The following is a 24,644-nucleotide window of genomic DNA, read 5'->3' on the forward strand; positions in this document are numbered from 1 at the left end:
AGCTGAACTTCAAGTTCGGCACCTACTAAGAGCCGTCGCAGCCGCGACAGACAAGGCCCGGGGAAACCCGGGCCTTTTTACCGTCATGCGGTCACCTTGGTTTTTGCGAAGGCCGGGACGCGCGCTTCGAAATCGGCAAGCCACACTGCGAGCTTCGGATGTGTCTCGCGCCAGCGGCCCGCAAAACGCAGATCGAGATAGCCGAGCGCGCAGGCCAATGCGATGTGGCCGATATGCAGGGAGCTTGCCGGCGTCGAGAGGTGTGACTCCGCATAGGCCAATCCACGCTCCACCTTGCCGGCCTGATGATTGACCCATTTCGGCTCGTGCTTGTCGTCCGAGCGGAAGCGGCCCTCATAGACCTGGAGCAACGCGGCATCCGTGATGCCATCGGCCAGTGCCTGCTCGCGCAGAGCCATGAAACGCGCTTCGCCAGCCGGATAGATGCGCCCGCCACCAGCGAGAAAATCTAGATACTCCACGATCACGCGCGAGTCGTAGAGCACTTCTCCATTCTCCAGCACCAACGCGGGAATTTTGCCCAAGGGATTCTGCTGACGGATGCTGTCCTCCGGGCTCATCGTATCCGCATCGACGATCTGGATACGGTCGGAGAGACCAAGAAGAGAAGCCGCGATCTTGACCTTGCGGCCGAAGGGCGATGCGGGAGACGAGCGAAGAACGGGCATGGATAGCTTCCTATCGAGGAGAGGTTCCGGTTGAATGGCTGCATTCATGGACCCTCCTGAGTGAGGCGGCAATCCATCTTATGCCGGAGGGCCGAAGGCTTCACAGCGATAAGCGCCATAGCCGCTGCGGGAGAGGCGCTCTGCGAGAGCAGGCAGAAGGATCTCCGCCTCATCCTTCAGCGACCAGGGCGGGTTGAGCACGAAGAGCCCGCTGCCATTGAGACGCGACGGGTCGCGCGGATCGTCCACGTAAAGCTCGAGGCGCAGGCCGGGACGCGGGCTCTGCTCGTGCAGCCGCTGAGCCACGGCATCGACTGGGGCCACATCCTTGATGGGATACCAGCCCGCATAGACGCCGGTCGGCCATTTCCTGAGCGCGGCGAGCAGCTCCGTCCCGAGCCGCTCCAGCTCGCCCGTTTTCTCGTAAGGCGGATCGATGAGTACCAACCCGCGCTTCTCCTTCGGAGGGATGAGCGCGTGAAGCGCCGTCCATCCATCGAGATGCATCACCCTCAGATTCGAGACCGCATTGAAAGCCTCATTCAGCACCGCATAGTCTGCGGGATGCAGCTCGACGAACACGCCCCGGTCCTGACGGCGCAGAAGCTCCCGAACGATGCCCGGCGAACCGGGATAGATGGTCTCTCCGTGCCGGGCGCGCACATCTGCAATCACCTTGCGGTAAGGCGAGAGGATGGGCTCGACCTCGGGCGCAAAAGGCTCATCGAGGCGACCGATACCCTCGACCCATTCGCCTGTCCGCTCTGCCTCGTCGGCGGTAAGATCGTACAGTCCGATCCCCGCATGGGTATCGATGACCCGCAGAGGCGTTTCCTTGCGCTGCAAATAGGTGAGAATCCTCACCAGGAGAGCGTGTTTCATGACGTCGGCGAAATTGCCGGCGTGGAAGGCGTGTCGGTAATTCATCGATCAAGTCCTATCGGACCGCCGGAATCGTGAGCTCACCCGCGCGGCAGCCGTCCCGATCGACCTCGGGGCACTGGCGGAAGCCACGCAGATCCTTGTCGAGGCAGATCCGCACTTCCTGAAAGATACGCCGTCCGCAGGAAACCGAAATCATGTCGGCGCGTAGTCCTGGGTTAACGCTCATGAAGGCCCGTTCGATCTCGCTCGGCAGAACCTTGGAGCGATCGCCCAGGGCCTTGAAACTGTCCGGAATACGGACGCGCTCGCGGGCGCGCTGGACGGCTCTGAAATAGCCGCTCGGACTCTCGCCGGAGCAGCTGCCGTGCTTGCGCCATTGATAGCGGGCGAGATTATCATCGGGAAAGAGGCCCGAGATTTCCTTGATCGCCGTACTGGGAACGAAGCGGCCGATGGGCTCGCAGAAGCTGGGATAGCCCTGCTCCATCTGGGGCCACAGGCCATGCACGACAAAGCCGAGGCCGCTCCCGTCCTCGCATTGCCGGCTCTTCCGGCCGCGGATCTCACAGAAGCCCGGCGACCAGGACAGGGCGAGCACATAGAAATCGAACTGCCCCATGGGGGCGCCCCTCGCCTCACGCGGCGCTTGCGCAACGGAAGGCGAGGCAAGCAGAAGGCAGGCACCCGCGAAGGCGAGACACCGGCTCAAGCTCAAGGGGCGGCCTGCTTGCAATGGGGAGCGTAGGCGTAGTTGCGATCGAAGCCGTCGACGCAGGAATCAGTGTTCCAGCCAATGCCGATGAAGCCCAGGTCCTCGCGGATCGAGAAGTTGACCTTGTGCCTGTAGCCGTCGGACACGACGACCGTGCCGGTGCAGTAGCGGCGAGGGATGTAATCGAGGCCCCAGGGACGCCAAGCCACCTGCACAATCCCTTCGAACGCCAGGATCTTGAGACTGGAGTTCCAGAACCGGCGCTCCTTTTTCTCAAATCTTGACGCAACATCGTTGAGCACAGCCGGATCGGCGCAGGCCGGCAGGCCAGCATCGTACTGCCTCAAGGAAAGCTCGTGAGCCCTCTCCCGCCGCTCTGCCGGGTTTATCTCACGAGAGAGAGCGGGAGCGCTCAGAACAACGCAGGAGATAAGGGCCGCCAGCCACTTCATTCTAATGCTCCAAGAGGTCGATGACTTTGTCACATCGACCATGTGGGCGGCAGCCCCGAACGTCAAGGCTCCGCTTACCGATTAATAGACAGCGTGTCTGTTCAGCACCATCGGTTCCCCTGTGGACGAGCGCATCGGTCTTGGCGGTGCATAGGTCTGCTGGGGCTGCTGAGTGCTCTGCCGGGGAAATGGCGCGCCATATCCCGGAGGCGGCGGAGGCGTATAGACGTCCTGGGCCGTATTGCCGGAATAGGTCGGGTTAGCGGGATAACGCGGTGCCGGCGGCGGCACGGGAGCCGAGACCAGCGGCGGCGCCATGGGGGCTCCCATGGGCGAGTCCGCAGCGTAACCTGCGGAGCCCCCCTCCTCCGGCACATCCTGCTCCAGCTCTGTCGTCGGCAGATCGCCTTGAGCACTCACGCTCTGGAGAATCTGGCGGCTCTGCTCAGGGTCGATGCGCGGCGTGAACTTGATGATCGGCTTGCAGATGCGGCGCTCGCCACGCGGGTCATGCCGCGCCAGGTCGATATGCAGGTGGTCGTAGTGGAAAGCATCCGCACCCGGGCCCAGCACCGTCGTGAAATAGCGGCAGGCGCCCACAAAGGCCTCACGCAGGAAGTCCTGCTCGGCAGGATCGCCCCTCCAGCCCTTCATGACTGTAATCTCGCGACCGTCCGCCAGAACAAAGGCCATGACGTCGAGTGCGTTGCCGAAGGAGTGCTCGGAGAGCTTGGCACCGCGCTGGTTGTTGCGCGGGCGGCAGGAATAGGAGCCCGCCTTCAGATCCACGACCGGGACGCCGAAATGCATGACGGCGGCAGGTTTCACGATTTCATCGAGCCAAGTATCGATGCGCGGGATGATCGGGCAAGCAAGGGTCACCTTGGATTTCAGGCCGACTTCGCCGTTGCTGAAGGCGGCGACCTTGAAGGGATAATCCATGCCGCAGACACCGGGGCCGTCGATCTTGGACGACAGGGCCACATAAGCCGATGGCTGCACGAGCCGCTGCGACAGGCAGGCTTCCTCAGCCTGCGCGCGCCAGGGCTCGCGCTGTTCGAACCGAAACAACCCGCAACCGGTCAACCCGAGCCCAACAAGCGATAGGGCAACAAACGCAACTAACCCACGACGCATGGGCGGGACCCTAGCCTGCTGCCGGTAAACATCCCGTCAACGGCCCTTCCCAAGGTTCAGACCATCTCCGGACCGGTTGTTTCGAGAAATAGGCTAAAAGGGCGGGAGAGTGCGCTCTGCAGGCAGGATTCCAAAAATTTCTCTACTTCTCGAAGGCAGCTTTCTTCTTAATCGGAGCAAGGAGTTAACCATTTGTTAACCATTTTTACAGTCTATTTGTAGTATTTTTCAGGACCAGCCCGCCCTTTTCAGATCCTTGGGATCCTGATAAGTTCCCCCTCCATTCAGATAGGGGCCTATCATGAACCTGACGTCGAATGCCGATTGGACCGCCAAGCTCAACGTGGCAGCGGCCTGCGTCTCTTTCTCTTTCATTTGCGCCATCGTCGCCGGTCTTTTCTAAGACGACCTCAGCCCTCACGGCTCAAGCAACCGGACCCGTTCTTTTTAAGCGCTGCCGCAGATTCGGCGGCGTTTTTTATGCCTCAGGGCACGGTTTCGAGGTGATGCTCCAGGACATCACATTGATCTCCATCCGGCATTGCGCGAGCCTTGGCCCCTCCGCCGTCTTGAGACAGATCGTTTCTCCAGGAGCAAAGGTCCGTCCCTGGGCCCGGCAATAGCAGTCAATGGGGTTATGACCGGGTGCCTGCACATGTTGGGCACCGGCAGGCGCAGAAGCCACCAGGGCGAGAAAGACCAAGACGTTCGGCATAGGCGCCTCCGCTCGTCATCTGCGAAAGATGGTCCTCCTCCAGCCGAAGCAGGTCAAGATCTACCGGTCAGCCCCACCGCTCCATGGCCGTGTCGTCGGCACTCTTCGCGTCGACCCACGCGCCGACAGTGCCGTCCTTCAGGTGCTCCCGCTTCCAGAAGGGAGCATGGGTTTTCAAGTAATCCATCATGAACTCGGCGGCCTCGAAGGCTGCGCGACGATGGGCACTAGCCGCCAGCACCAGCACGATGGGCTCACCCGGACGGATCAAGCCGTAGCGATGAATGACGGTAAGCCCCATCAGAGGCCAGCGTGCCTCGGCCTCGCTCGCGATGCGGGCCATCTCGGCTTCGGCCATGCCGGGATAGTGCTCGAGCTCCAGGGCGGAGAGCCTGCCGCCCTCATCACGGCAGAAGCCGGTAAAGGCGACCGTCGCGCCGATATCCCCGCGCCCGGCTGAGAGAACCGCCGTCTCGGCAGCAGCATCGAAGGCCTCGACCTGGATGCGGATGATGGGCATGGTCCCTACCCGCCGGTCATGGGCGGGAAGAAGGCGATCTCCCGCGCGCCGGCAATCGAGGCTTCGGGCTTCACATGCTGATGGTCGATGGCGGCGCGGACGATGGCCTCGTTCTCGAAGGCATATTCGTATTCCTCGCCCCGCGTCTTCAGCCATCGCACGAGATCGGCAATCGTTGCAATCCCTTCCGGCAGGTCGATGGTCTCGTCCGTCCTGCCGATCCGCTCGCGCACCCAGGCGAAATAGACGAGCTTCATGGAGCCTAGCCCTCATCCATCAGGTGATGAATGCCGGTTCTGAGATAATCCCACCCGGTATAAAGTGTCAGGATCGCGGAAACCCATAAGAGACTGAGCCCGATCATGGTGTTTCCAGGCAGTACCGTATCTCCCGCCGGTCCCGCGATCAGGAAGCCGAGGGCGAGAAGCTGGAATGTGGTCTTCCACTTGGCGACGCGGCTGACCGGCACCCCGACTTTCAGCTCCGCCAGGAACTCGCGCAGGCCCGATACCAGGATCTCGCGGCAGAGGATGACGAGGGCTGCCCAGATATGCCAGCCCTGGATCGTCTTGTCGGAGACCAGCATGAGCAGGCAGGCGGCCACCAAGAGCTTGTCGGCGATGGGATCGAGCATGCGGCCCAGGGCCGATTGCTGGGAGAAAGTTCGCGCGATGTAGCCGTCGAAATAATCGGTGATGGCCGCCAGCGCGAAGACGGCCAGAGCAAACCAACGCGACCAGTGATCCTCCGGCCAGAACAGCAGGCCGACCACGGCCGGCACGGCCACCAAACGGCCATAGGTCAGCAGATTGGCAAGATTGAAGGCCTTGGACCGGCGCATGGAACGTGCAGTGCTCATAGGATAGGCAGGAAGCATGCCTCGGCTCGATCCGTCAACCGTGGGGCGCCCCACATTGGCGTTATCGCAGGCTTTACCCCCGCTCGTGGAAGAAATCGTACACGGCTCGGGCTGTGGCCGCATTCACCCCAGGGGCCTTCATGAGGTCTTCCAGGGCAGCGCGCTGGATTGCCTTGACGGTTCCGAAATGGTGCAGCAGCGCCCGCTTGCGAGTGGGCCCGATGCCAGGGATCTCGTCGAGCGGGTTCTTGACCATTTCGCGCTTGCGCTTGGCCCGGTGCGTGCCGATGGCGAAGCGGTGAGCCTCATCGCGAAGCCGCTGCACGAAATAGAGCGCAGGGTCCCGGGGCGGCAGCTTGAAGGCGGGCTGACCGATCTTGAAGAAGGTCTCGCGTCCCGCATCGCGGTCGCGCCCTTTGGCGATGCCGACGAGGGTCACGTCGTCTTCGCCGACGCCGACATCTGCCAGAGCTTGGCGAGCGGCTTCGAGCTGTCCCTTGCCACCATCGATGAGGACGAGGTCGGGCCATGAGGGGAAAGCATCCTCGGAATCAGAGGAACTTGCATTCTCCTGCTGATCGGGGGTTCTCGGCTCCTCCTTCACGAGCCGTGCGAAGCGCCGCTGCAGCATCTCGCGCATCATGCCGTAATCGTCGCCGGGCTTCAGGTCTTCCGACTTCATGTTGAAGGTGCGGTAATGCTGCTTCATGAAGCCGTTCGCGCCGGCGACCACCATGGCGCCCACCGCATTGGTGCCCATGATGTGCGAGTTGTCGTAGACCTCCACGCGCCGCGGGGCCTTGTTCATGCCGAAGGCCTGGCCCAGCGAAATGAGCAGCTTCTGTTGCGAAGCAGTATCCGCCAGGCGACGTCCCAACGCTTCCTTCGCATTGCGCAGAACGTAATCGATGAGCTGCCGGCGCTCGCCGCGCTGCGGCGCGTGAATTTCCACACGCGTCTCACTTTTCGTCGAAAGCGCGGCTGCCATCAGCTCCGCGTCCTCGATCTCGTGCGAAAGCAGGATGAGACGCGGCGCGGGCTTGTCGTCGTAGAACTGAGCCAGGAAGGAGCTGAGCACCTCGTCCGGCGTCATGGACTTGTCGGCCTTCGGGAAATAGGCGCGGTTGCCCCAGTTCTGCCAGTTGCGGAAGAAGAACACCTCCACGCAGAACTGTCCCGCCTGCTCGTCGAGCGCGAACACATCCGCCTCTTCCACCGATTGCGTGTTGATGCCCTGCACGCCCTGAATGGCGGAGAGCGCGGCAAGCCTGTCACGGCAGCGCGCCGCCCGCTCGAACTCGAGTTCTTCGGCGGCCTGTTGCATCTCTTCGGTGATGCGCTGCTTCACGGCATTCGACTTACCCGACAGAAAGGCACGCGCTTCACTGACAAGCTCAGCGTAATCCTCCGGCGAGATTTCGTTGGTGCAAGGACCCGAGCAACGCTTGATTTGGTAGAGCAAACAAGGCCGCGTGCGGTTCTCGAAATAGCTGTCGTTGCATGAGCGCAGCAGGAATGCGCGCTGGAGCGCATTGATCGTGCGGTTCACCGCCCACACGCTCGCGAAGGGGCCATAGTAATCCCCTTTCCGCTTCCGCGCGCCGCGATGCTTCACGAGCTGCGGCGCCGGATGATCGGCGGTAAGCAGGATGTAGGGCAGCGACTTGTCGTCCCGCAACAGCACGTTGTAGCGGGGCTTCAGCTGCTTGATGAGATTGGCCTCGAGCAGCAGCGCCTCGGTTTCCGTCGCCGTGGTGACGAACTCCATGGAGGAGGTCTCGGCGATCATGCGGGCGATGCGGTTCGAATGCGCCTGGCCGCGCGCATAGGAGCCCACGCGTGCTTTAAGGCTCTTCGCCTTGCCCACGTAAAGCACGTCGCCCTTCAGGTCCAACATGCGATAGACGCCCGGCGCGTTGGGCAGCGTCGTCCAGAACCGGCGGATGACTTCCGTGCCCCGCTGGACGGAACTGGGGTTCGCCTCGAGGTCGAACTCGACATCCGAGCCGCTCTCCACGGCTACGCTGTCGTCATCCTCCTCATTGTCCAGGATATCCGGCGGAACGTCGTTATAGGTGTTGCGACTCATGAGGGAGATTTAAGGGCTGACAGCCTTTGAGGAAAGTGCAGCTAGAGCACCCGACACAAAAGTGGACTGCACTTTTGGGATTGATGCTTCTCCCTTCGTCATGGCCGGGCGTGTCCCGGCCATCCCGATGCGAAGGGCGCGGTGCTCCAAAGAATCGAGATCACGGGCACGAGGCCGGTGATGACGTGGGAGGATGACGCGGACCTTCGGTTCCGCACGATGCGCTAGCAAACTGGCGCGGCCATCGTATTCGGTCTAAACGGCTGAGCCTGCCGAACCTGAGGGGAAGCCGATCCATGCGCCTGTCGATCATCACATCAGCCGTCGTTGCGGCCCTTGTGGGCTTTGGCAGCACGATTGCCATCATCATCGCGGCGGCCCAGGCTGTGGGAGCGGATGCGGCGCAGACCTCGTCCTGGGTGGCGGCCTTGTGCCTCTCCATGGCGGCAACGAGCGGATATTTGAGCGTTCGCTACCGCATGCCCGTGGTCACCGCCTGGTCGACCCCGGGCGCGGCGCTGATCGCTGCCTCCAGCGGCCTCTCCATTCACGCCGCCGTCGGCTGCTTTCTGCTCACCGGTCTCCTCATCATGCTGGCGGCCTTCATTAAGCCGTTCGGGCGCTTGATCGAGAAGATCCCGACCTCGCTTGCCGCTGCCATGCTGGCCGGAGTCCTGATCCGGTTCGTCATGGCCGTGTTCGAGAGCGCGCAAGGAGCCCCCGGCCTCGTGCTGCCCCTGGTCGGCATCTTCCTGGTCGTTCGCCTGTTCAACCCGGCCATGGCTGTGCTCGCGGTGCTGTTCATCGGTCTCGGAATCGCCTTCGGGGGCGGATTGGCCAAGCCGCCCGCCTCGGATCTCAGCCTCTCCTCGCTGACATTCATCACGCCTGCCTTCGAACCGGCCGCACTGATCGGCCTCGGACTTCCCCTCTTCCTGGTGACGATGGCCTCTCAGAACCTGCCGGGTTTCGCGGTCCTGCGGGCCTCCGGCTACACGCCACCGACCCGTCCGATTCTGGCCGTCACGGGTCTCGCCTCCATGGTGACGGCTCTGTTCGGGGCCCACACCAGCAACCTTGCGGCCATCTCGGCGGCCATCTGCACCGGGCCGGACACCCATCCCGATCCCGGCAAGCGCTGGATGGTCGGGCCCTTCTATACCTTGAGCTACCTGACCTTCGCGGCCTTCAGCGCCGCCCTCATCGCGCTGATCGGGGCGCTGCCGCCGGAACTCATCAAGACGGTGGCGGGCCTCGCCCTCATGGGCGCCTTCGCCGGAGCCCTGGGCTCTGCCCTGTCGGATGAGGCCAAGCGCTTCCCGGCCGTGCTGACGCTGGCCGTCACCGCGTCAGGGATCACTCTCTACGGTATCGGCTCCGCCTTCTGGGGACTGGCTGCCGGCCTGATTGCGCTTGGGCTCGATTTCCTCATCGTTAACTTGCGCAAGCGTGGCTGATCTGGACGGCGGCTCCCGTTACGGTTAATATTTCGTTACCGAAAATAAAACAGGAGCCTTTATGGCCGGGACGAAGCGTTGGGGGCGGCTTGCCGCTATGGCAATCACGATGGTTCTGGGTGCCTGTCAGGGGTCTCTTCTGGGTGGCTCGCCCGAAGGTGTGCCGGTGGCCTTTGAGAGCATCGACGGTGCCCCTGCCCCGGTCCAGACCGCCCTCCTCGACGAACTCGCGACCGCAGCCTCCGATCGCAAGGTTGAACTCGTCGGCTCCAGCGCCCAAGCCCGTTACCGGGTTCGGGGCTATCTCTCCACCGCCACGGAAGACGGGGAGACCAAGGTTTCCTATGTCTGGGACGTGTTCGATTCCCAGAAGCGCCGCGCCAAGCGACTGGAAGGATCCCGAGCCGTTACCCTGGCCTCCGGCTCGATCTCTGCCATCGACAAGGAGACCCTGGCCAAGCTCGCCCAGTCCAGCATGGACGAGATCGCCGAGTTCCTCAGCAACTCGAAATCCATTCAAACGGCGGATGCTTCGGACGAGGAAACGCCCGTTGCTCTGCAGTAACCGCATGGCCGCAAATCGCTATTGCGGCACTTAATCCAGCACGACTCGTATTGTGACGTTTTGATATCGCTGCTAAGAGCCTTGCGCCTGGCCGCGCAGACGTCTCTATATTGCGCAGCGGGCTCGACAGGTCACTCAAAGCTGAAGTTGCTTTCATGAAGCTCGTTGCGGGAAACTCCAACCGTCCCCTGGCCGAGGCCATCGCCGCCTATCTCAATGTGCCCCTGGCCAAGGCCCAGGTGAGGCGCTTCGCGGACATGGAGGTGTTCGTCGAGATCCAGGAGAACGTGCGCGGCGAGGATGTCTTCATCATCCAGTCGACCTCGTTCCCCACGAACGATCACATCATGGAGCTCCTGATCATCACGGATGCGCTGCGCCGCTCTTCGGCAAGGCGCATTACGGCGGTGGTGCCCTATTTCGGCTACGCGCGGCAGGACCGGCGCATGTCGGGCCGCACGCCGATCTCGGCCAAGCTCGTGGCCAATCTCATCACCCATGCGGGCGTGGACCGCGTGCTGACGCTGGATCTCCATGCCGGTCAGATCCAGGGCTTCTTCGACATCCCCACCGACAACCTGTTCTCCGCCCCCATCCTGGCCCGTGACATCAAGGAGCGCCTTGACGGCGGAAACCGCATGGTGGTCTCCCCCGACGTCGGTGGCGTGGTGCGCGCCCGCGCGCTCGCCAAGCGCATCGACGCCCAGCTCGCCATCGTGGACAAGCGCCGCGAGCGCCCCGGCGAGTCGGAGGTTATGAACATCATCGGCGACGTCTCCGGCCGCTCCTGCATCCTGGTCGACGACATCGTCGATTCCGGCGGCACCCTGGTGAACGCTGCCGACGCTCTCCTCGCCAAGGGCGCGAAGGAGGTCTACGCCTACATCACCCATGGTGTGCTCTCGGGCGGCGCGGTCGCCCGCATCGCAAGCTCGCGCCTGAAGGAACTGGTGATCACCGATTCCATCATGCCCACCGAGGCCGTGAAGGTGGCCCGCAACATCCGGGTGATCAGCATCGCTCAGCTGATGGGCGAGGCGATCGGGCGCACGGCTACCGAAAGTTCGGTGTCGAGTCTGTTCGACTAGAGCACCCGACACAAAAGTGGACTTGCACTTTTGGGATCCATCCGCCGACGCGGACCTCCGGTTCCGCACGAGGCGCCAGGCCCTTGAGGTCATACCTCTGGGACGACGCCGGTGTTGAATAAGACATCCCAGAGAGCCGTCGGTGCTCCATACCAGTGCCAGAAAGAATAGCCTGGTAAATCATATCTCCGGCAAAGCATCATGAATGCGAGCGCGCGCTCCGCACAATCATTCGCGCTCGCACATCCCCCACCCGGACCGACCCAGCCAGCGCCGACAGGAACCATCGGTATCTGAAGATCGGCGTTTGCGTCCACGGCCCTGTCGAGGCGGTTCTTCACGCTTGAGCTTGCTCCATAATAGACCTGAGGAGCATTGACATCGACGTGCTGCGCAAAGCTCCAGAATGGAAATTCCGGAAAGTTCGTTGGGATGTCATGGCTCGACAGAGCGACGGCCTTTCCCTGGTCAGCCATCAACTGCCGCAAACGAGAAGCATATATGCTCGCATCGGCAGGGGTCCCCTGAAAGAAGGACGACCCCGCCTCTGCATCGATGAGAGCGCCATCGAGGTGAAAGGTAGAGGCGAGGCTGGCCACCAGTTCTGCCTCATCCGTGGCATGGGCCGGCTGAAGCACCCGTGGAACGTGCCACCCCCAGACCTGGATGCCTGCCCCGTGCATCCCGTCCACCAGCCTCGCAAACTCGCGCGCCATCGCTCCCGTTGCATTCGAATAGGCCGTGTTTCCGTTCGCGACCTTGACCCAGATGCTGGACAACTTTGCCCGCTGAGCCTTGACGACCATGCTCTCCACTCCCCCCTCGACGTCCATGATCGGGGCGAGCTTCCAGATGTACATTCCCCTGCCATCCAACACGTGCAATCCCTCCCCCTGTCGCAACTCTTGATGGTATCAACGAGGCAGGATCGATCCAGAATCTCCTTTGGTTGCAGGGAAGGGAATATCGAGGTATAAGCCGCCTCGCGCCCGCTCGACACCCTTGGAGGCACGGGCGCGGACCTCATGGCCGCCTTAAGGCGGCCATCGGTTTTTAACTCCCATTCAAAGGACCACGACCATGAGCGAAATTAAGCAAATCAAGGCCGTGGCGCGCGACCGGAGCGGCAAGGGGGCCGCCCGGGCTGTTCGTCGCCAAGGCCAAGTTCCTGCTGTTATCTACGGTGCCGGTCAGCCGGCCGAGGCGATTGCTCTCGACTTCAACCAGACCAAGCAGCTGATCTTCGCCGGCCACTTCCTGACCACGATCTTCGAGATCGACGTCAACGGCAAGACGGTTCGCGCCATTCCGCGCGACTACCAGCTCGACCCGGTGCGCGACTTCCCCGTGCACGTCGACTTCCTGCGCGTCTCCGCCGGCCAGACCATCAAGGTCGTGGTTCCGGTGCACGTGGTCGGCCAGGAAAAGAGCCCCGGCGTGAAGCGCGGCGGCACCCTCCAGATCGTCGAGCACACCGTCGAGCTGCAGGTTTCGCCCGATGCGATCCCGGACTACATCGAGGCTTCGGTCGAGGGTCTCGACATCGGCTCCTCGGTCCACCTCGCGGATGTCAAGCTGCCGAACGGCGCCAAGGCGACCTCTGCCGAGAACCTCACCCTCGTCACCGTCGTGGCCCCGACCGGCCTGAAGGAAGAGGCCGCCGAGGCTCCGGCTGCTGAAGGCACCGCCGCCTAATCGGCCTCATCGGGCGTTCAAGCCCATTGACCGGCTTCAACGCTCCGACCGCAAGGCCGGAGCGTTTCTTATGAGAATACCTTGCGATGCGCCTTTTTGTCGGCCTTGGTAATCCCGGCTCCCGCTATGCCAGAAACCGCCACAACATCGGTTTCATGGCCGTGGACGAGATTGCGCGCGTGCACAACGCAGGTCCGTGGCGCAAGCGTTTCCAGTCCCAGGCCGCGGATGCGGTGATCGGCGGCGAGAAGGTGCTGCTTCTCAAGCCGCAGACCTTCATGAACCTGTCTGGCCAGGCGGTGGGAGAAGCGCAGAACTTCTTCAAGATCCCGCTCAAGGACGTCACGGTTTTCTACGACGAGCTCGATCTACCGCCCGCCAAGCTGCGCGTGAAGATCGGCGGCGGCAATGCGGGCCACAACGGCCTGCGCTCGATTTCCGCCCATTGCGGCAACGATTATCGCCGGGTGCGGCTCGGCATCGGCCATCCCGGCCACAAGGCGCTCGTGCAGCACCATGTGCTCGGCGATTTCGGTAAAGGCGAGGAAGCATGGGTCGAAGACCTGTGCCGCATCATCGCTGACAACGCTCCCCTCCTCGCCAAAGGCGAAGACGGAAGCTTTCAGAACAAGGTCCACCTCGCCATGGAGGCGAGAGGCTGGACGGATGTGAAGCGGCCTGGAGAGAAGGCCAGCTAGGCTTAAAAAACAACGCCGGCTGTTTGCCGGCCAAAGGAATCATCACGCCGGCCTACACCGGCTATGAACAAGGAGTGAGGCCATGGGCTTCAAGATGGGCATCGTCGGCCTGCCAAACGTGGGCAAGTCCACCCTCTTCAATGCGTTGACGCAGACCGCGGCGGCGCAGGCTGCGAACTATCCGTTCTGCACCATCGAGCCGAATGTGGGCGACGTGGCGGTGCCGGACGACCGGCTCGACCAGCTCTCCGCGATCGCAGGCTCGGCGCAGATCATCCCGACCCGCCTCACCTTCGTGGATATCGCGGGCCTCGTGCGCGGCGCATCCAAGGGCGAAGGCCTCGGCAACCAGTTCCTCGCCAACATCCGCGAAGTCGATGCCATCGCTCACGTGGTGCGCTGCTTCGAGGATACGGACGTCACCCACGTCGAGGGCAAGATCGATCCGATTGCCGATATCGAGACCATCGAGACCGAGCTGATGCTCGCCGATCTCGACAGCCTTGAAAAGCGCGTGACCGCACTCGAAAAGAAGGCCAAGGGCAACGACAAGGAAGCAAAGGAAACGCTCGACCTCGTCAACCGTACCCTGCCGTTGCTGCGTGACGGCAAGCCCGCCCGCATGGTGGAGCGCAAGCCCGAGGAAGAGCGCCTGTTCCAGATGCTGGGCCTCCTCTCCTCCAAGCCCGTTCTCTACGTGTGCAACGTGGAAGAAGCCTCTGCCGACAAGGGCAACGAGTTCTCGGCCAAGGTCTTTGAGCGCGCTAGGCAAGAAGGCGCCAAGGCTGTCGTCGTCTCGGCCAAGATCGAGAGCGAGATCGCCGTTCTGCCGCCCGACGAGCAGAAGGAATATCTTGAAGCCGTGGGCCTCGCCGAGCCCGGTCTCAACCGCGTGATCCGCGCGGGCTATGAGCTGCTCGGCCTCATCACCTACTTCACCGTCGGCCCGAAGGAAGCCCGCGCCTGGACCATTACCAAGGGCACGCGCGCTCCTGCGGCGGCTGGCGTGATCCATACGGATTTCGAGAAGGGATTCATCCGCGCCGAGACCATCGCCTATGCCGATTACACCTCGCTGAAGGGCGAAGCGGGTGCGCGCGATGCAGGTCGCCTGCGCCTGGAAGGCAAGGACTACGTCGTCCAGGACGGCGACGTGATGCACTTCCGCTTCAACACTTAACGGGTTTACGAATCTGTCTGAAACCTGAACGCGCGCTTTTTCGAGCGTTCAGGACCATTCTGCTTTGATGTCCTGCATGGAGGTAGACCCATGCAGGACGTTCTTGGAAATCTGGTCTCGACCGTCGTTTCGCCGAGCATCGGCACGGCCGAGTTTTTCGTGGCCGTGCTCGTGGCCTGCGGCCTCGTCATGATCGCGATCTCGTCCTTGCTGCCGAAGACGGCTGCGGACGATCTGGAATGGTGGGAGCGCTAGAAAAATGGAAAGCTTCTAGCCCCTGTGGGGGATTATTAATTGGCTTTCCAAGTCTGCTTTAGAAACGCATAAACAATAGGCACAAGCACGCTGCCGCCTATGATGGTCGCCGCCCACTGGGCACCAGCATAAATTGCAAAGGCTGCAACAGACAGACCTGCGAGCGCAAAGGTACCTGCCAAGGCCTGACCTATATGGGTGTCGCGGATCACGAACCTGGTCTGACTTCTTTCCAGAGCACGCCGGTGATCGGCTTCCTTCTCAAACTGATCGAAAATGCGAGCTGCTCCGCCCGGAACGATTTGGTCGAAAGCAGCAAGAGTTTCGGGGTCTGGAAGTGGTCCGCTCCAGTGCTGCTGAACCTGTTTTATTTCCAACTTTGCAACTTGGTGCTCATCCGCATTATCGCGACGAACCGGTGTGTTACGCTTTGTCTTTGACAAGCTGCTCTTCTTTTTCAATGGCCCGGCGCATGTCGCCCCCAATCTTCCTCCAATCATTTCGGAGTGCAGTGGTGGCTGAAATGCTCGTTGGGAAGCGTTCAACAGCGCTGGCCTGACCAAGAAGGGCCATTTGGGTGACACCATGCACAAAGCCGCCCGCAATCCGCAGGGCTGTGCGCTTCATATTCTGGCGCTTTGCTCTGTATGACATGGCTTCAATAGCTATCCTGGAACAGGCAATCGCCTGCAATACACAAAAGTTCCTACCACTAACGGCAAAGTTTTGAAAGTGCCTTCGAAAGAGGCGGTTTTAAAATCCGATCAAGAGCAACGAAGAACTGCCTATAAACAAAGGACTATCTGCCTGAAATCCTATATAAATTCGATCTGGCAGGCTGTTTTAGGGCAACGTTAGGGCCTTCGGGCCGATGCCAAGGCCGATCTGCAGGCTGTCCGCTATGCGCTGGGCGCGGACGATGAAGAACTCCGCCGTGTCGGGCTCAAAGATCTCCCGTGCCGTCGTCTCAAAGAGATCGAGCCAGCGCGTAAACAGCTCAGGCGTGAGATCGAGACCGAAATGCGCCGCCTGCGGCTTGCCGCTGTAGCGCGCCGTCCTCAGGGCGATTGACGACCAGAAATCCACCATGATCGCCAGATGCTCGCTCCACCGGCCCGAGAGCGCTTTGTGAAAGATGGGGCCGAGCTCAGGATCCTTCAGCACACGATCATAGAACGTGACGACAAGCTCACGGATCATCTCCTCCGTCACGCCTTCCGCCGGCGTGATGATCGGAATGCTGCGGCCTGTGGCGGTATGATGGGTCAATTGCGTCTCTCGATACCGGTTCTTCACAGGCTATATGGGCCTAAGCACGACATAACACCATCCGGATCATCCCTGAGTTGAGACCTGTGCATGGAGCATGGCGGATCGTTCCGCTACCTTGAGCGTTGAGCCGTACAGTACTCTCTCACTTCAGCCGCATGCAGCTTCACCACCGCCATTCCTGGGACCTCTCCCCCTCCGAGGCCATTGCCCTTCAGCAGGAGCTGAGGCGGGAGGTCGTGTCCGACCGGCCCATCGATCTCGATAGGGTCAAGCTCGTGGCCGGGGTCGATGTGAGCGTAAAGGACGAACAATCCCAGGCGGCCATTGTCGTCGTTACCTATCCGGGTTTTCTGCCTGTGGAGACGGTGCTGGCGCAGCGCCCGACTCCGTTCCCCTATGTTCCGGGCCTTTTGAGCTTTCGCGAGGGTCCGGTGCTGGAGGAAGCCTTCGAGAAACTGCAGGCTGAGCCCGACGTGTTCCTGTTCGACGGCATGGGCATCGCCCATCCTCGCCGCATCGGCATTGCGAGCCATATGGGCCTGTGGCTGCAGCGCCCGACCGTCGGCTGCGGCAAGACGCTGCTGTGCGGACGCTACAAGGATCTCGGGGAGGAGAAGGGGTCGTCAGCGCCCCTCGTCGACAGAAAGGAGATCATCGGCGTGGCCCTGCGCACCCGCACGGCCAAGAATCCGATGTTCATTTCGCCCGGGCATCTAGCCGATATCCCTACTGCAGCAGAGCTCGTGCTGCGCTGTTCTCCAAAGTATCGCTTGCCCGAACCGATCCGCCTGGCGCACAACGCAGCTGGACAGTTCAATCCCTGAACGATCCGACCGCAGGCGAAGCGCTGAAAACCGCATCGATCGAGACCATGCCCCGTTACGCATTCGAAGACCTCACACCCGGCACCACGCAGATGCTCGGCCCCTACACCGTCACGAAGGAGGCGCTGCTTGCCTTTGCGCAGGAATACGATGCGCAGCCCTTCCATGTGGACGAGGTAGCCGCCAGGGATAGCTTTATCGGCACGCTGATCGCCTCGGGCTGGCATACGTGCTCGATCAACATGCGCCTGCTCGCCGACGACCTGATCCTCGATTCCACCTCCATGGGCGCGCCTGGCATCGAGGAGGTGAAGTGGTTGAAGCCGGTGAGGCCTGGCGACAGCTTACGCTCGCGCATGACGATCCTGGAGAGCCGCCCTTCGAAGAGCCGCCCCTCCCTCGGCCTCGTGCGCTTCCAGTTCGAGATGCTGAACCAGGCCGACGAGGCCGTGTTCACTCAGAAGAACTGGGTGATGTTCGGACGCCGAGATGCGGAGCCTGTTACGGGCTCAGGTTCGAGCGTTCTCGCGGCTGCCGCCTCCGCCATGCCGGACCACACGCCGAAGCGGGAGCTGCCGCATATTTCCCCGAACCCTTATTTTGAGGATCTCGTGATCGGTGAGACGGAGGAGCTCGGCTCGTACCACTTCGAGCCTGACGATATCATCGCGTTTGCCGAGCAATTCGACCCGCAGCGTTTCCATGTGGATTCGGAGGCCGCGAAAAACAGCCTTTTCGGTGCACTCTGCGCCTCAGGCTGGCACACAGCGAGCGTGTGGATGAAGCAGATGGTCGGCTATCGCAGCCGCATTCGCGCGAATGCGCTGGCCCACGGCGCTCGGCCCGCAAGGCTTGGCCCCTCCCCGGGCTTCACGGATCTGAAATGGCTGAAGCCCGTTTACGCGGGAGACACCATCACATATCGCTCCACGGTGACGGGCAAGCGTGTGTCGAACTCGCGCCCCGGCTGGGGTCTGGTGTTCCATCACAACAGCGGCACGAACCAGCGCGGAGAAGAGGTCTTCTCCTTCGAGGGCATGGTGTTCTGGGAGCGGCGGCCTTAGAGCTGATTCCATTGGCATGGAATCAGCTCTCTTCTTTGCGGGGCCGCATTTTCTGACGGCGAACCGGATCCACTTCGCCGGAAAATGCTCTAAACGGCCTTTGAGCCTTCAGCCCGCGCGCGGGTCTCTTCGTCGAGAACGGCGCGGATCTTGGCGAGCAGTGGATGGGCTGCGGTCTGCTTCCGACCGTAGCCGAGATTGAACGTGTAATCGAAATCGGAAGGGTTTTGCCCCTGATTGTGCTGGAGGATCGTCTCCAGCTTGTCGAGCCCTTTGGCGATGATGGCCTCGGGCGTGGAGGCCGACTCGTACTCCTCCCACAAAGCCAAGATCTCACTGCGCTTCGTTGGATGAAGGGCTTTGGTCAGCACCTTCAGATCCGCCCTTTCCTGAGCGGCCTTGTTGGTGCCCTCGCTCTGCAAAATGGCGGGAATGTCTCCGCTCAAGGCTTCACCAAGATCATGCACGATGCAGAGCTTGATGAGACGTAAGGTATCGATGCTCTCGAATTCATCCGCGAACACGAGGGCCATGAGGCACAGCCGCCAGGTATGCTCGGCCACGCTCTCAGGCCGCCCGTTGGACGTATGCCCGCTGCGAAGGACATCTTTCAGCCTCTCCGCTTCGCGCAGGAACTCCAATGCTCCCAAGATGCGATCCGTCGGCATCGTCAGTGTTGTCCCTTAATGCCCCTCGAAGCTCACGAGGCTGCGCACTTCCACACCAAGATCACGCAGCTTCTGTGCGCCGCCAAGATCGGGGAGATCAATGATGAAGCAGGCGGCGACGATCTTCGCACCCATCTGGCGAAGCAGCTGCGTGGCCGCGACGGCCGTGCCGCCGGTGGCAATGAGGTCATCCACGAGGATCACGCGCTCGTCCTGGCCGATGGCATCCGTGTGGATCTCCATCTCGTCCACGCCGTATTCCAGCGAATAGGCGATGCGCACCGTCTCGTGCGGAAGCTTGCCCTTCTTGCGGATCGGCACGAAACCTGCGGAGAGCTGATGTGCCACAGCGCCGCCGAGAATGAACCCGCGCGCCTCGATGCCCGCAACCTTATCGACACGACCTCCTGCGAAAGGATGCACCAACTCGTCCACTGCACGGCGGAAGGCGCGCGCATCCCCGAGCAGGGTCGTGATGTCGCGAAAGACGATGCCGGGCTTCGGATAATCCGGGATCGAGCGGATCGCTGCTTTGAGATCGGTGAGGAGACGCTGGTCCATGGAGTGCCTGCCGTGAGTGCGAATATCGTCTGGTCTGGGAGGCACGCGACAAAACCATGCCTGCCTGGGTGCTCTATGCGGGGTTTAGCACACGGCCCGCAATAGCATCGAGTTTTTTCAAGAGCTCCGGATCGCGCGCGGAGGGAGCCGTCATGATGGCGCCATCGAGCGCCCGATCCGAACCCACGGGGCACGGCTCGTGCTCAGCCGGGAAATAGCGCGCGACGCGGGCGATAAGGCGGGCCACTTTGGTGGCGTTCTGCTTGGCGACCGTAACGACGGCAGCGACGTCCACGCTGTCATGGTCAGGATGCCAGCAATCGTAATCGGTCACCATGGCAACGGTGGCGTAGGTGATCTCTGCCTCACGCGCGAGCTTGGCCTCGGGCATCGCCGTCATGCCGATCACGTCATAGCCCAGCGTTTTGTAGGTCATGGACTCGGCGTAAGTAGAGAATTGCGGCCCCTCGATGCACACGAGCGTGCCGCCGATCGTGAACGGGATCTTCTCGGCTACCGCCGCATTCGCAATGCGTTGCCGGAGCAGAGGACCGACCGGATGCGCCATAGGCACATGCGCCACGCAGCCTTTGCTGAAGAACGAGCTTTCGCGCTTGTGCGTGCGGTCCACGTATTGGTCCACCAGAACGAAAAAACCAGGATAATACTCGTCCTTGAAGGAGCCGCAGGCGGAGACCGAGATCAGGTCCGTCACGCCGGCGCGCTTCATCACATCGATATTGGCGCGGTAATTGATGTCGGATGGCGACAGGCGATGGCCACGGCCATGGCGGGGAAGGAAGGCCACATCCGTCTCGCCGATGCGGCCCATGCGCAGAACGTCGGAGGGCTCACCCCAGGGAGAGCGGCTTTGCACTTCGCGCACGTCCTCGATCCCCGGAAGATCATAGACTCCCGATCCACCGATGATCCCTAGAACCGCCTTCGTCATCTCTTCGTGCCCTCTCAACAAGCTCGAGGCGCGACCATAGCGGCTGCTGAGGCCAAACCCAAACGGGGTTGCCCCTAGAGCCTCGGACCCACGGGTGAAATCCACTTTTGGGTCCGAGGCTCTCTTCTTTTGCTGGAGCATCGTTGAACGCGGGATACCGGATCCACTTTTCGCTGACGCGGCCCTTCGGGTCCGCACGATGCGCTAGCGGAGCGGGAACGAGAAGATCTCGTCGAGTTCCTGGCAGGGAAAGAGGGTTTCCCGGATGATCTTGAGACGCTCCACGGGAGCCGCAATCGAAATCGGGATCGCCTCGACTGCCTCTACGACGCTGTCCGACACCACGTCCGAGGTCCGGTAACGCGCGAGTGTCGAGTGGATGAGGTTGTAGCGCATGGGCTTGAGGCCGGGCGGCGGCGGGATGGAATCCGCGATCTTCTCCCGCAGGGCCGCGATCAGGCCCGTCTCATCGGTTGTGACGGCAATGATCGCGGTGTCCGTCACTTTCAGCTTCGAGAACCGTAAGCTTAGAGGGCCATGGCCTGAGCAGAGGCCCTCCAGCAAGGCGCGGCAGGGCTCGGCGATGCTGCTCCAATAGCCCTCCTTGTCGAACCGCTCCTTCACCTGCACCAGGGCATAGAGCGTGACGTGCAGCGCCTCGGGTGGAGCGAAATGGAGCGGGACGGGCCAGCGTGCGGCTATGGACTCCTGAAGCTCTCCCAGAGAGGTGTGGGTCTCAGGTAAAAGGTCCGGCTGGACGTGATAGGCGAGGCACGGCTCGCCCCAAATATCGTCGGCGATGGTCTGCAGCATGCGGACGCCTTAAGACCATCGTTACCGGAAGTCACCAGAAAACCCGGCCTGAGGACCAAGGCGCGATCATAGATTTCGCAAACGAGAAGGCTGGGCCTGGAGCTACACGCCGAGTTGGAAGACAAGGAACAACCCAAATCCGACGACGATCAGCCCTGCGCTCACGATCTTCGCCACAAGCAGCGGTGATCCGGCGCTCTCGATTTCGGCACGCCTTTCAGCCCTCTCGGCTGCGGACATTCTCTCTTCAGCGGCCATGAACTGGATATAGAGACTTGCAGCCTGATCGTGGACAAGAGGTCTTCCCCCTTCCAACTCAACGGTCAGCGCGATCACCCCGATGATCAGTCCAAGGACTCCTATCCCGAGAAAGCCGACGATCTGGTAGGCGACATAGGACGTCGCTCCCAGACTGGCCACCAGCAGGACGAGATGAACGACGTCTGATGTCCTGAAGCGCAGATGCATGTTGTCTCCAGGGACAAGGTCCATTTGACAACACTATTCAGCTATTTGGGTTCGTTGACCACATGAGGCCAAAAGAAAAAGGCCCCGATTTCCGGGGCCTTTCTCGAAATTACGGATTGTGCGTCATCGGCGGGGTGGCGTGGCCTTCGACCTCGCCGCCCACCCGGGACCACACCTTCTTCTTCGTGAAGTAGAGCAGGCCCGAGAGCACCAGCAGGAACAGCATGACCTGGAAGCCGAGGCGCTTGCGGGCTTCGAGATGCGGTTCAGCCGTCCAGGTGAGGAACGCCGTCACGTCCTTGGCGTATTGATCGACCGTCTCCGGAGCCTGAGGCTGGCCGGCCTCGTTCTTCGGATATTCGACCTGGCCGTCGCTGAGCGGCTTAGGCATGGCGATCACGTTGCCCGGGAAGTAGTGGTTGTAGTGACCACCTGCCGGAACCTGGAAACCGGCCGGAGCCTCCTCGTAGCCGTTGAGCAGCGCCACGAGGTAGTCGGCGCCGTTCTCGGAATACTGGCGGAACACGTCCGTGATGAACCAGGGGAAGCCGCGCTCGTAGGTGCGGGCCTTCGAGATCAGCGACAGATCCGGCGGAGCCTTGCCACCGTTGGCCGCAGCCGCCGCGTTCTCGTTCGGGAACGGAGCCGGGAAGCGGTCGGCCGGACGGCCGGGACGCTCGAACATGTCGCCGGCATCGTTCGGGCCGTCCTGGATCTTATACTCCGCAGCGAGCGCTTTCACCTGCGCCTCGGAGAATTCCGGGCCGCCTGCCTCGGCGAGGTTGCGGAACGCGACATAGGTTAGGCCGTGGCAGGAGGCGCAGACCTCCCGGTAGACCTTGAAGCCGCGCTGCAACTGAGCCCGGTCGAAGGTGCCGAACGGACCCTGGAAGCTCCACTTCAGCTGCGGCGGGACCGGGGTCTCGCCAGCGGCAAAGACCGGGGCCGAGAGGCCGAGAACGGCAGCGGCGATGAGAAGAGTACGCTTCATCATTGTTCTATTCCTCAACGCTCGCATCAGCCCTTGGACGACGGCTCGGCATTGGCGCCGGCCGGCACGCCGGCCCCGCCCTTCTGCACGCCCATGACGGATTCGAGGATCGAATTCGGCAGCGGCAGCGGACGCTCGACGAAGCCGAGCACCGGCAGGACGATCAGGAAGTGGGCGAAGTAGTATGCCGTGCAGATCTGCGACGCGATCACGTACCAGCCCTCAGCCGGGCGGGAGCCCAGCCAGCCGAGCAGGAAGCAGACCACCACGAACAGCCAGAAGAACTGCTTGTAGAGCGGGCGGTATGCCGTGGAGCGCACTTTCGAGGTGTCGAGCCAGGGCATGAAGCACCAGATCACGATCGCCGCGCCCATGGCGATGACGCCGCCGAGCTTGTCGGGAATGGCGCGCAGGATCGCGTAGAAGGGCAGGAAGTACCACTCCGGCACGATGTGCGCGGGCGTCACCGCCGGGTTCGCCGGGATGTAGTTGTCCGCATGGCCGAGGTAGTTCGGCATGTAGAACACCCAGTAGGCGAAGAAGAGCATGAACACGACGACAGCGAAGATATCCTTGATCGTCGCGTAGGGGGTGAAGGGAACGGCGTCCTTGCCCGACTTGATCGGAATGCCGGTCGGGTTGTTCTGGCCCGGCACGTGCAGCGCCCAGATGTGCAGGGCAACGACGCCCGCGATCATGAAGGGCAGCAGATAGTGCAGGGAGAAGAAGCGGTTGAGCGTCGGGTTGCCCACCGAGTAGCCGCCCCAGAGGTAGCTGACGATCGTGTCGCCGACCATCGGGATCGCCGAGAAGAGGTTCGTGATCACGGTGGCGCCCCAGAAGCTCATCTGTCCCCAGGGAAGCACGTAGCCCATGAAGGCGGTGGCCATCATCAGGAGGAAGATGATCACGCCCAGGATGTAGAGCACTTCACGCGGCGCCTTGTAGGAGCCGTAGTAGAAGTTGCGGAAGATGTGCACGTAGACCGCGACGAAGAACATCGAAGCGCCGTTGGCGTGCAGGTAGCGGAGGAGCCAGCCATAGTTCACATCGCGCATGATGTGCTCGACGGACTGGAAAGCCAGTGCCGCATTCGGCGTGTAGTACATGGCCAGGAACACGCCCGTCACGATCTGCGAGACGAGCATGAACACCAGGATGGCGCCGAAGGTCCAGAAATAGGTGAGATTCCGCGGCACCGGGAAGGCGATGAACGAGGAATGGATGAGACCTGCGATGGGCAAGCGGCTCTCGAACCACTTGGCGAAGGCGCTCTTGGGAACATAGGTTATAGGATGCTGGCTCATGGATGTCGCCTGATCGTCGCTTAGGTTACGCCGTGGCTTCTTGGCCGATGATGATCTTCGTGTCGGACGCGAAGGTGTAGGGCGGGATCGGCAGATTGATGGGAGCCGGACCACCGCGGACGCGGCCGGAGGTGTCGAACACCGAACCATGGCAGGGGCAGAACCAGCCGTGATACTCGCCCTGCTGACCCAGCGGCACGCAGCCCAGGTGGGTGCAGTTGCCGTAGACGACGAGCCATTGGTCCTTGCCCTGCTTCACGCGGTCGGCATCGGCCTGCGGATCGCGCAGGGAGGCCACGTTCACGTCCTGGGCAGCCTTGATCTCTTCGGCCGTGCGGTGACGGATGAAGATCAGCTTGCCGCGCCAGAAGACCTTCACGATCTGCCCTTCGGCGATCGGGGACAGGTCTACTTCGACGGGGGCGCCTGCAGCCACCGTCGCCGCGTCGGGCGCCAGGGACTGAACGAAAGGCCATACCAGGGTTGCTCCGCCGACAACGGCGGCTGCGCCCGTGGCGATGTAAAGGAAATCGCGCCGTGTCGGCTCAGCGACATGAGTGGTGGTCTCGGCCACGTGGCTCTCCAGCATTGAACAAAAACGAGAACCGCACGTCTTCAATGCCTCGCGAGACAAGGCATTCGGCACGCCAGTTCCTAGCTTGAAGGAACAAGCATACGCGTCAACGCGCACGCAATGCGACTGGGAGTCGCCGCGCGGTGGCTCTTTG

The 24,644-nt window shown here is 62.0% G+C and carries 30 protein-coding genes; 9 read left to right on the plus strand and 21 right to left on the minus strand.

All coding sequences use genetic code 11. From position 1 onward, the window contains the following. Positions 1–83: 83 nt before the first annotated feature. The 9 genes from DC522_RS17590 to uvrC all read right to left on the minus strand — a co-directional run bounded on the left by DC522_RS17590 (position 84) and on the right by uvrC (position 8,058). Positions 84–689, minus strand: coding sequence for a glutathione S-transferase (locus DC522_RS17590; RefSeq protein ID WP_116530042.1), 606 nt, complete (start codon positions 687–689; stop codon positions 84–86). A 78-nt stretch (positions 690–767) separates the two neighbouring features. After that, entirely contained in the window at positions 768–1,616 is an 849-nt protein-coding gene (locus DC522_RS17595; protein ID WP_116529977.1) for a 23S rRNA (adenine(2030)-N(6))-methyltransferase RlmJ, read from the minus strand. 10 nt (positions 1,617–1,626) lie between these two features. Further along, positions 1,627–2,289, minus strand: a complete 663-nt coding sequence (locus tag DC522_RS17600) for a ribonuclease T2 (RefSeq protein ID WP_245444263.1) — start codon at positions 2,287–2,289, stop codon at positions 1,627–1,629. Continuing rightward, positions 2,286–2,738 carry a hypothetical protein gene (locus DC522_RS17605; RefSeq protein ID WP_116529978.1) on the minus strand — a complete coding sequence of 151 codons (453 nt, stop codon included), beginning with the start codon at positions 2,736–2,738 and terminating at the stop codon, positions 2,286–2,288. The genes DC522_RS17600 and DC522_RS17605 overlap by 4 nt, the downstream gene beginning before the upstream one ends. Before the next feature lie 81 nt (positions 2,739–2,819). Continuing rightward, positions 2,820–3,875, minus strand: a complete 1,056-nt coding sequence (locus tag DC522_RS17610) for an extensin family protein (RefSeq protein WP_116529979.1) — start codon at positions 3,873–3,875, stop codon at positions 2,820–2,822. A 782-nt stretch (positions 3,876–4,657) separates the two neighbouring features. Then, the gene (locus tag DC522_RS17620) at positions 4,658–5,110 is read right to left on the minus strand and encodes a molybdenum cofactor biosynthesis protein MoaE (RefSeq protein ID WP_116529981.1); all 453 of its coding nucleotides are present in this window, start codon (positions 5,108–5,110) and stop codon (positions 4,658–4,660) included. 5 nt (positions 5,111–5,115) lie between these two features. Then, positions 5,116–5,367, minus strand: a complete 252-nt coding sequence (moaD, locus tag DC522_RS17625) for a molybdopterin converting factor subunit 1 (RefSeq protein WP_116529982.1) — start codon at positions 5,365–5,367, stop codon at positions 5,116–5,118. A 5-nt stretch (positions 5,368–5,372) separates the two neighbouring features. After that, positions 5,373–5,951 (minus strand): CDP-diacylglycerol--glycerol-3-phosphate 3-phosphatidyltransferase, encoded by a 579-nt coding sequence (gene pgsA / locus DC522_RS17630; RefSeq protein WP_245444265.1) that lies wholly within the window; start codon positions 5,949–5,951, stop codon positions 5,373–5,375. A 91-nt stretch (positions 5,952–6,042) separates the two neighbouring features. Continuing rightward, positions 6,043–8,058, minus strand: coding sequence for an excinuclease ABC subunit UvrC (uvrC, locus tag DC522_RS17635; RefSeq protein WP_116529984.1), 2,016 nt, complete (start codon positions 8,056–8,058; stop codon positions 6,043–6,045). A gap of 296 nt (positions 8,059–8,354) precedes the next feature. Here uvrC and DC522_RS17640 point away from each other — a divergent pair, with 296 nt between their 5' ends. The 3 genes from DC522_RS17640 to DC522_RS17650 all read left to right on the plus strand — a co-directional run bounded on the left by DC522_RS17640 (position 8,355) and on the right by DC522_RS17650 (position 11,168). Next, positions 8,355–9,515 carry a benzoate/H(+) symporter BenE family transporter gene (locus tag DC522_RS17640; protein WP_116529985.1) on the plus strand — a complete coding sequence of 387 codons (1,161 nt, stop codon included), beginning with the start codon at positions 8,355–8,357 and terminating at the stop codon, positions 9,513–9,515. Between the two features lie 61 nt (positions 9,516–9,576). Beyond that, a complete protein-coding gene (locus DC522_RS17645) occupies positions 9,577–10,080 on the plus strand; it encodes a hypothetical protein (RefSeq protein ID WP_116529986.1) in 504 nt (167 codons plus the stop codon). 155 nt (positions 10,081–10,235) lie between these two features. After that, entirely contained in the window at positions 10,236–11,168 is a 933-nt protein-coding gene (locus DC522_RS17650; RefSeq protein ID WP_116529987.1) for a ribose-phosphate pyrophosphokinase, read from the plus strand. Between the two features lie 89 nt (positions 11,169–11,257). Here the strand turns inward: DC522_RS17650 and DC522_RS17655 are convergent, their stop codons facing one another. Then, on the minus strand, positions 11,258–12,028 hold the full coding sequence (locus DC522_RS17655; RefSeq protein WP_116529988.1) for a hypothetical protein: 771 nt from the start codon (positions 12,026–12,028) through the stop codon (positions 11,258–11,260). Between the two features lie 220 nt (positions 12,029–12,248). On the opposite strand from DC522_RS17655, the gene DC522_RS17660 reads away from it, so the two are divergent. The 4 genes from DC522_RS17660 to DC522_RS34875 all read left to right on the plus strand — a co-directional run bounded on the left by DC522_RS17660 (position 12,249) and on the right by DC522_RS34875 (position 14,996). After that, entirely contained in the window at positions 12,249–12,863 is a 615-nt protein-coding gene (locus tag DC522_RS17660; RefSeq protein WP_116529989.1) for a 50S ribosomal protein L25/general stress protein Ctc, read from the plus strand. Positions 12,864–12,949: 86 nt separating this feature from the next. Beyond that, entirely contained in the window at positions 12,950–13,561 is a 612-nt protein-coding gene (gene pth, locus DC522_RS17665) for an aminoacyl-tRNA hydrolase (protein WP_116529990.1), read from the plus strand. A gap of 82 nt (positions 13,562–13,643) precedes the next feature. Beyond that, complete coding sequence (gene ychF / locus DC522_RS17670; protein ID WP_116529991.1) at positions 13,644–14,741, plus strand: redox-regulated ATPase YchF; 1,098 nt, start codon at positions 13,644–13,646, stop codon at positions 14,739–14,741. Between the two features lie 90 nt (positions 14,742–14,831). Further along, a complete protein-coding gene (locus tag DC522_RS34875; protein WP_160310434.1) occupies positions 14,832–14,996 on the plus strand; it encodes a hypothetical protein in 165 nt (54 codons plus the stop codon). Positions 14,997–15,031: 35 nt separating this feature from the next. Here DC522_RS34875 and DC522_RS17675 read toward each other — a convergent pair whose 3' ends face one another. From DC522_RS17675 to DC522_RS17680, 3 genes are all read right to left on the minus strand, one after another. Beyond that, complete coding sequence (locus DC522_RS17675) at positions 15,032–15,439, minus strand: DUF2335 domain-containing protein (protein WP_165820194.1); 408 nt, start codon at positions 15,437–15,439, stop codon at positions 15,032–15,034. Then, on the minus strand, positions 15,420–15,689 hold the full coding sequence (locus tag DC522_RS34880) for a hypothetical protein (protein WP_165820195.1): 270 nt from the start codon (positions 15,687–15,689) through the stop codon (positions 15,420–15,422). The genes DC522_RS17675 and DC522_RS34880 overlap by 20 nt, the downstream gene beginning before the upstream one ends. Positions 15,690–15,839: 150 nt before the next feature. Beyond that, positions 15,840–16,265 carry a group III truncated hemoglobin gene (locus tag DC522_RS17680; RefSeq protein ID WP_116529993.1) on the minus strand — a complete coding sequence of 142 codons (426 nt, stop codon included), beginning with the start codon at positions 16,263–16,265 and terminating at the stop codon, positions 15,840–15,842. A 158-nt stretch (positions 16,266–16,423) separates the two neighbouring features. Between DC522_RS17680 and nfi the strand changes: the two genes are divergently transcribed. Together nfi and DC522_RS17690 are read left to right on the plus strand one after the other, a co-directional pair. Beyond that, the gene (gene nfi / locus DC522_RS17685) at positions 16,424–17,092 is read left to right on the plus strand and encodes a deoxyribonuclease V (RefSeq protein WP_116529994.1); all 669 of its coding nucleotides are present in this window, start codon (positions 16,424–16,426) and stop codon (positions 17,090–17,092) included. A 47-nt stretch (positions 17,093–17,139) separates the two neighbouring features. Beyond that, positions 17,140–18,156, plus strand: coding sequence for a MaoC family dehydratase (locus DC522_RS17690; RefSeq protein WP_116529995.1), 1,017 nt, complete (start codon positions 17,140–17,142; stop codon positions 18,154–18,156). Positions 18,157–18,245: 89 nt separating this feature from the next. Here the strand turns inward: DC522_RS17690 and DC522_RS17695 are convergent, their stop codons facing one another. The 8 genes from DC522_RS17695 to petA all read right to left on the minus strand — a co-directional run bounded on the left by DC522_RS17695 (position 18,246) and on the right by petA (position 24,490). After that, a complete protein-coding gene (locus DC522_RS17695; RefSeq protein ID WP_116529996.1) occupies positions 18,246–18,824 on the minus strand; it encodes an HD family hydrolase in 579 nt (192 codons plus the stop codon). Between the two features lie 15 nt (positions 18,825–18,839). Continuing rightward, positions 18,840–19,385 carry an adenine phosphoribosyltransferase gene (locus DC522_RS17700; protein ID WP_116529997.1) on the minus strand — a complete coding sequence of 182 codons (546 nt, stop codon included), beginning with the start codon at positions 19,383–19,385 and terminating at the stop codon, positions 18,840–18,842. Between the two features lie 73 nt (positions 19,386–19,458). Continuing rightward, the gene (locus tag DC522_RS17705) at positions 19,459–20,337 is read right to left on the minus strand and encodes an S-methyl-5'-thioadenosine phosphorylase (RefSeq protein WP_116529998.1); all 879 of its coding nucleotides are present in this window, start codon (positions 20,335–20,337) and stop codon (positions 19,459–19,461) included. 204 nt (positions 20,338–20,541) lie between these two features. Beyond that, positions 20,542–21,150, minus strand: coding sequence for a 2'-5' RNA ligase family protein (locus DC522_RS17710; RefSeq protein WP_116529999.1), 609 nt, complete (start codon positions 21,148–21,150; stop codon positions 20,542–20,544). A gap of 102 nt (positions 21,151–21,252) precedes the next feature. Continuing rightward, complete coding sequence (locus DC522_RS17715; protein ID WP_116530000.1) at positions 21,253–21,618, minus strand: hypothetical protein; 366 nt, start codon at positions 21,616–21,618, stop codon at positions 21,253–21,255. Positions 21,619–21,727: 109 nt separating this feature from the next. Continuing rightward, positions 21,728–22,612 (minus strand): cytochrome c1, encoded by an 885-nt coding sequence (locus DC522_RS17720; protein WP_116530001.1) that lies wholly within the window; start codon positions 22,610–22,612, stop codon positions 21,728–21,730. 23 nt (positions 22,613–22,635) lie between these two features. Continuing rightward, positions 22,636–23,916, minus strand: coding sequence for a cytochrome b/b6 (locus DC522_RS17725; RefSeq protein ID WP_116530002.1), 1,281 nt, complete (start codon positions 23,914–23,916; stop codon positions 22,636–22,638). 25 nt (positions 23,917–23,941) lie between these two features. Further along, on the minus strand, positions 23,942–24,490 hold the full coding sequence (gene petA / locus DC522_RS17730) for a ubiquinol-cytochrome c reductase iron-sulfur subunit (RefSeq protein WP_245444269.1): 549 nt from the start codon (positions 24,488–24,490) through the stop codon (positions 23,942–23,944). Positions 24,491–24,644 lie beyond the last annotated feature (154 nt).

It is taken from the genome of Microvirga sp. KLBC 81 (genome assembly GCF_003075415.1).
Taxonomy (GTDB): domain Bacteria; phylum Pseudomonadota; class Alphaproteobacteria; order Rhizobiales; family Beijerinckiaceae; genus Microvirga.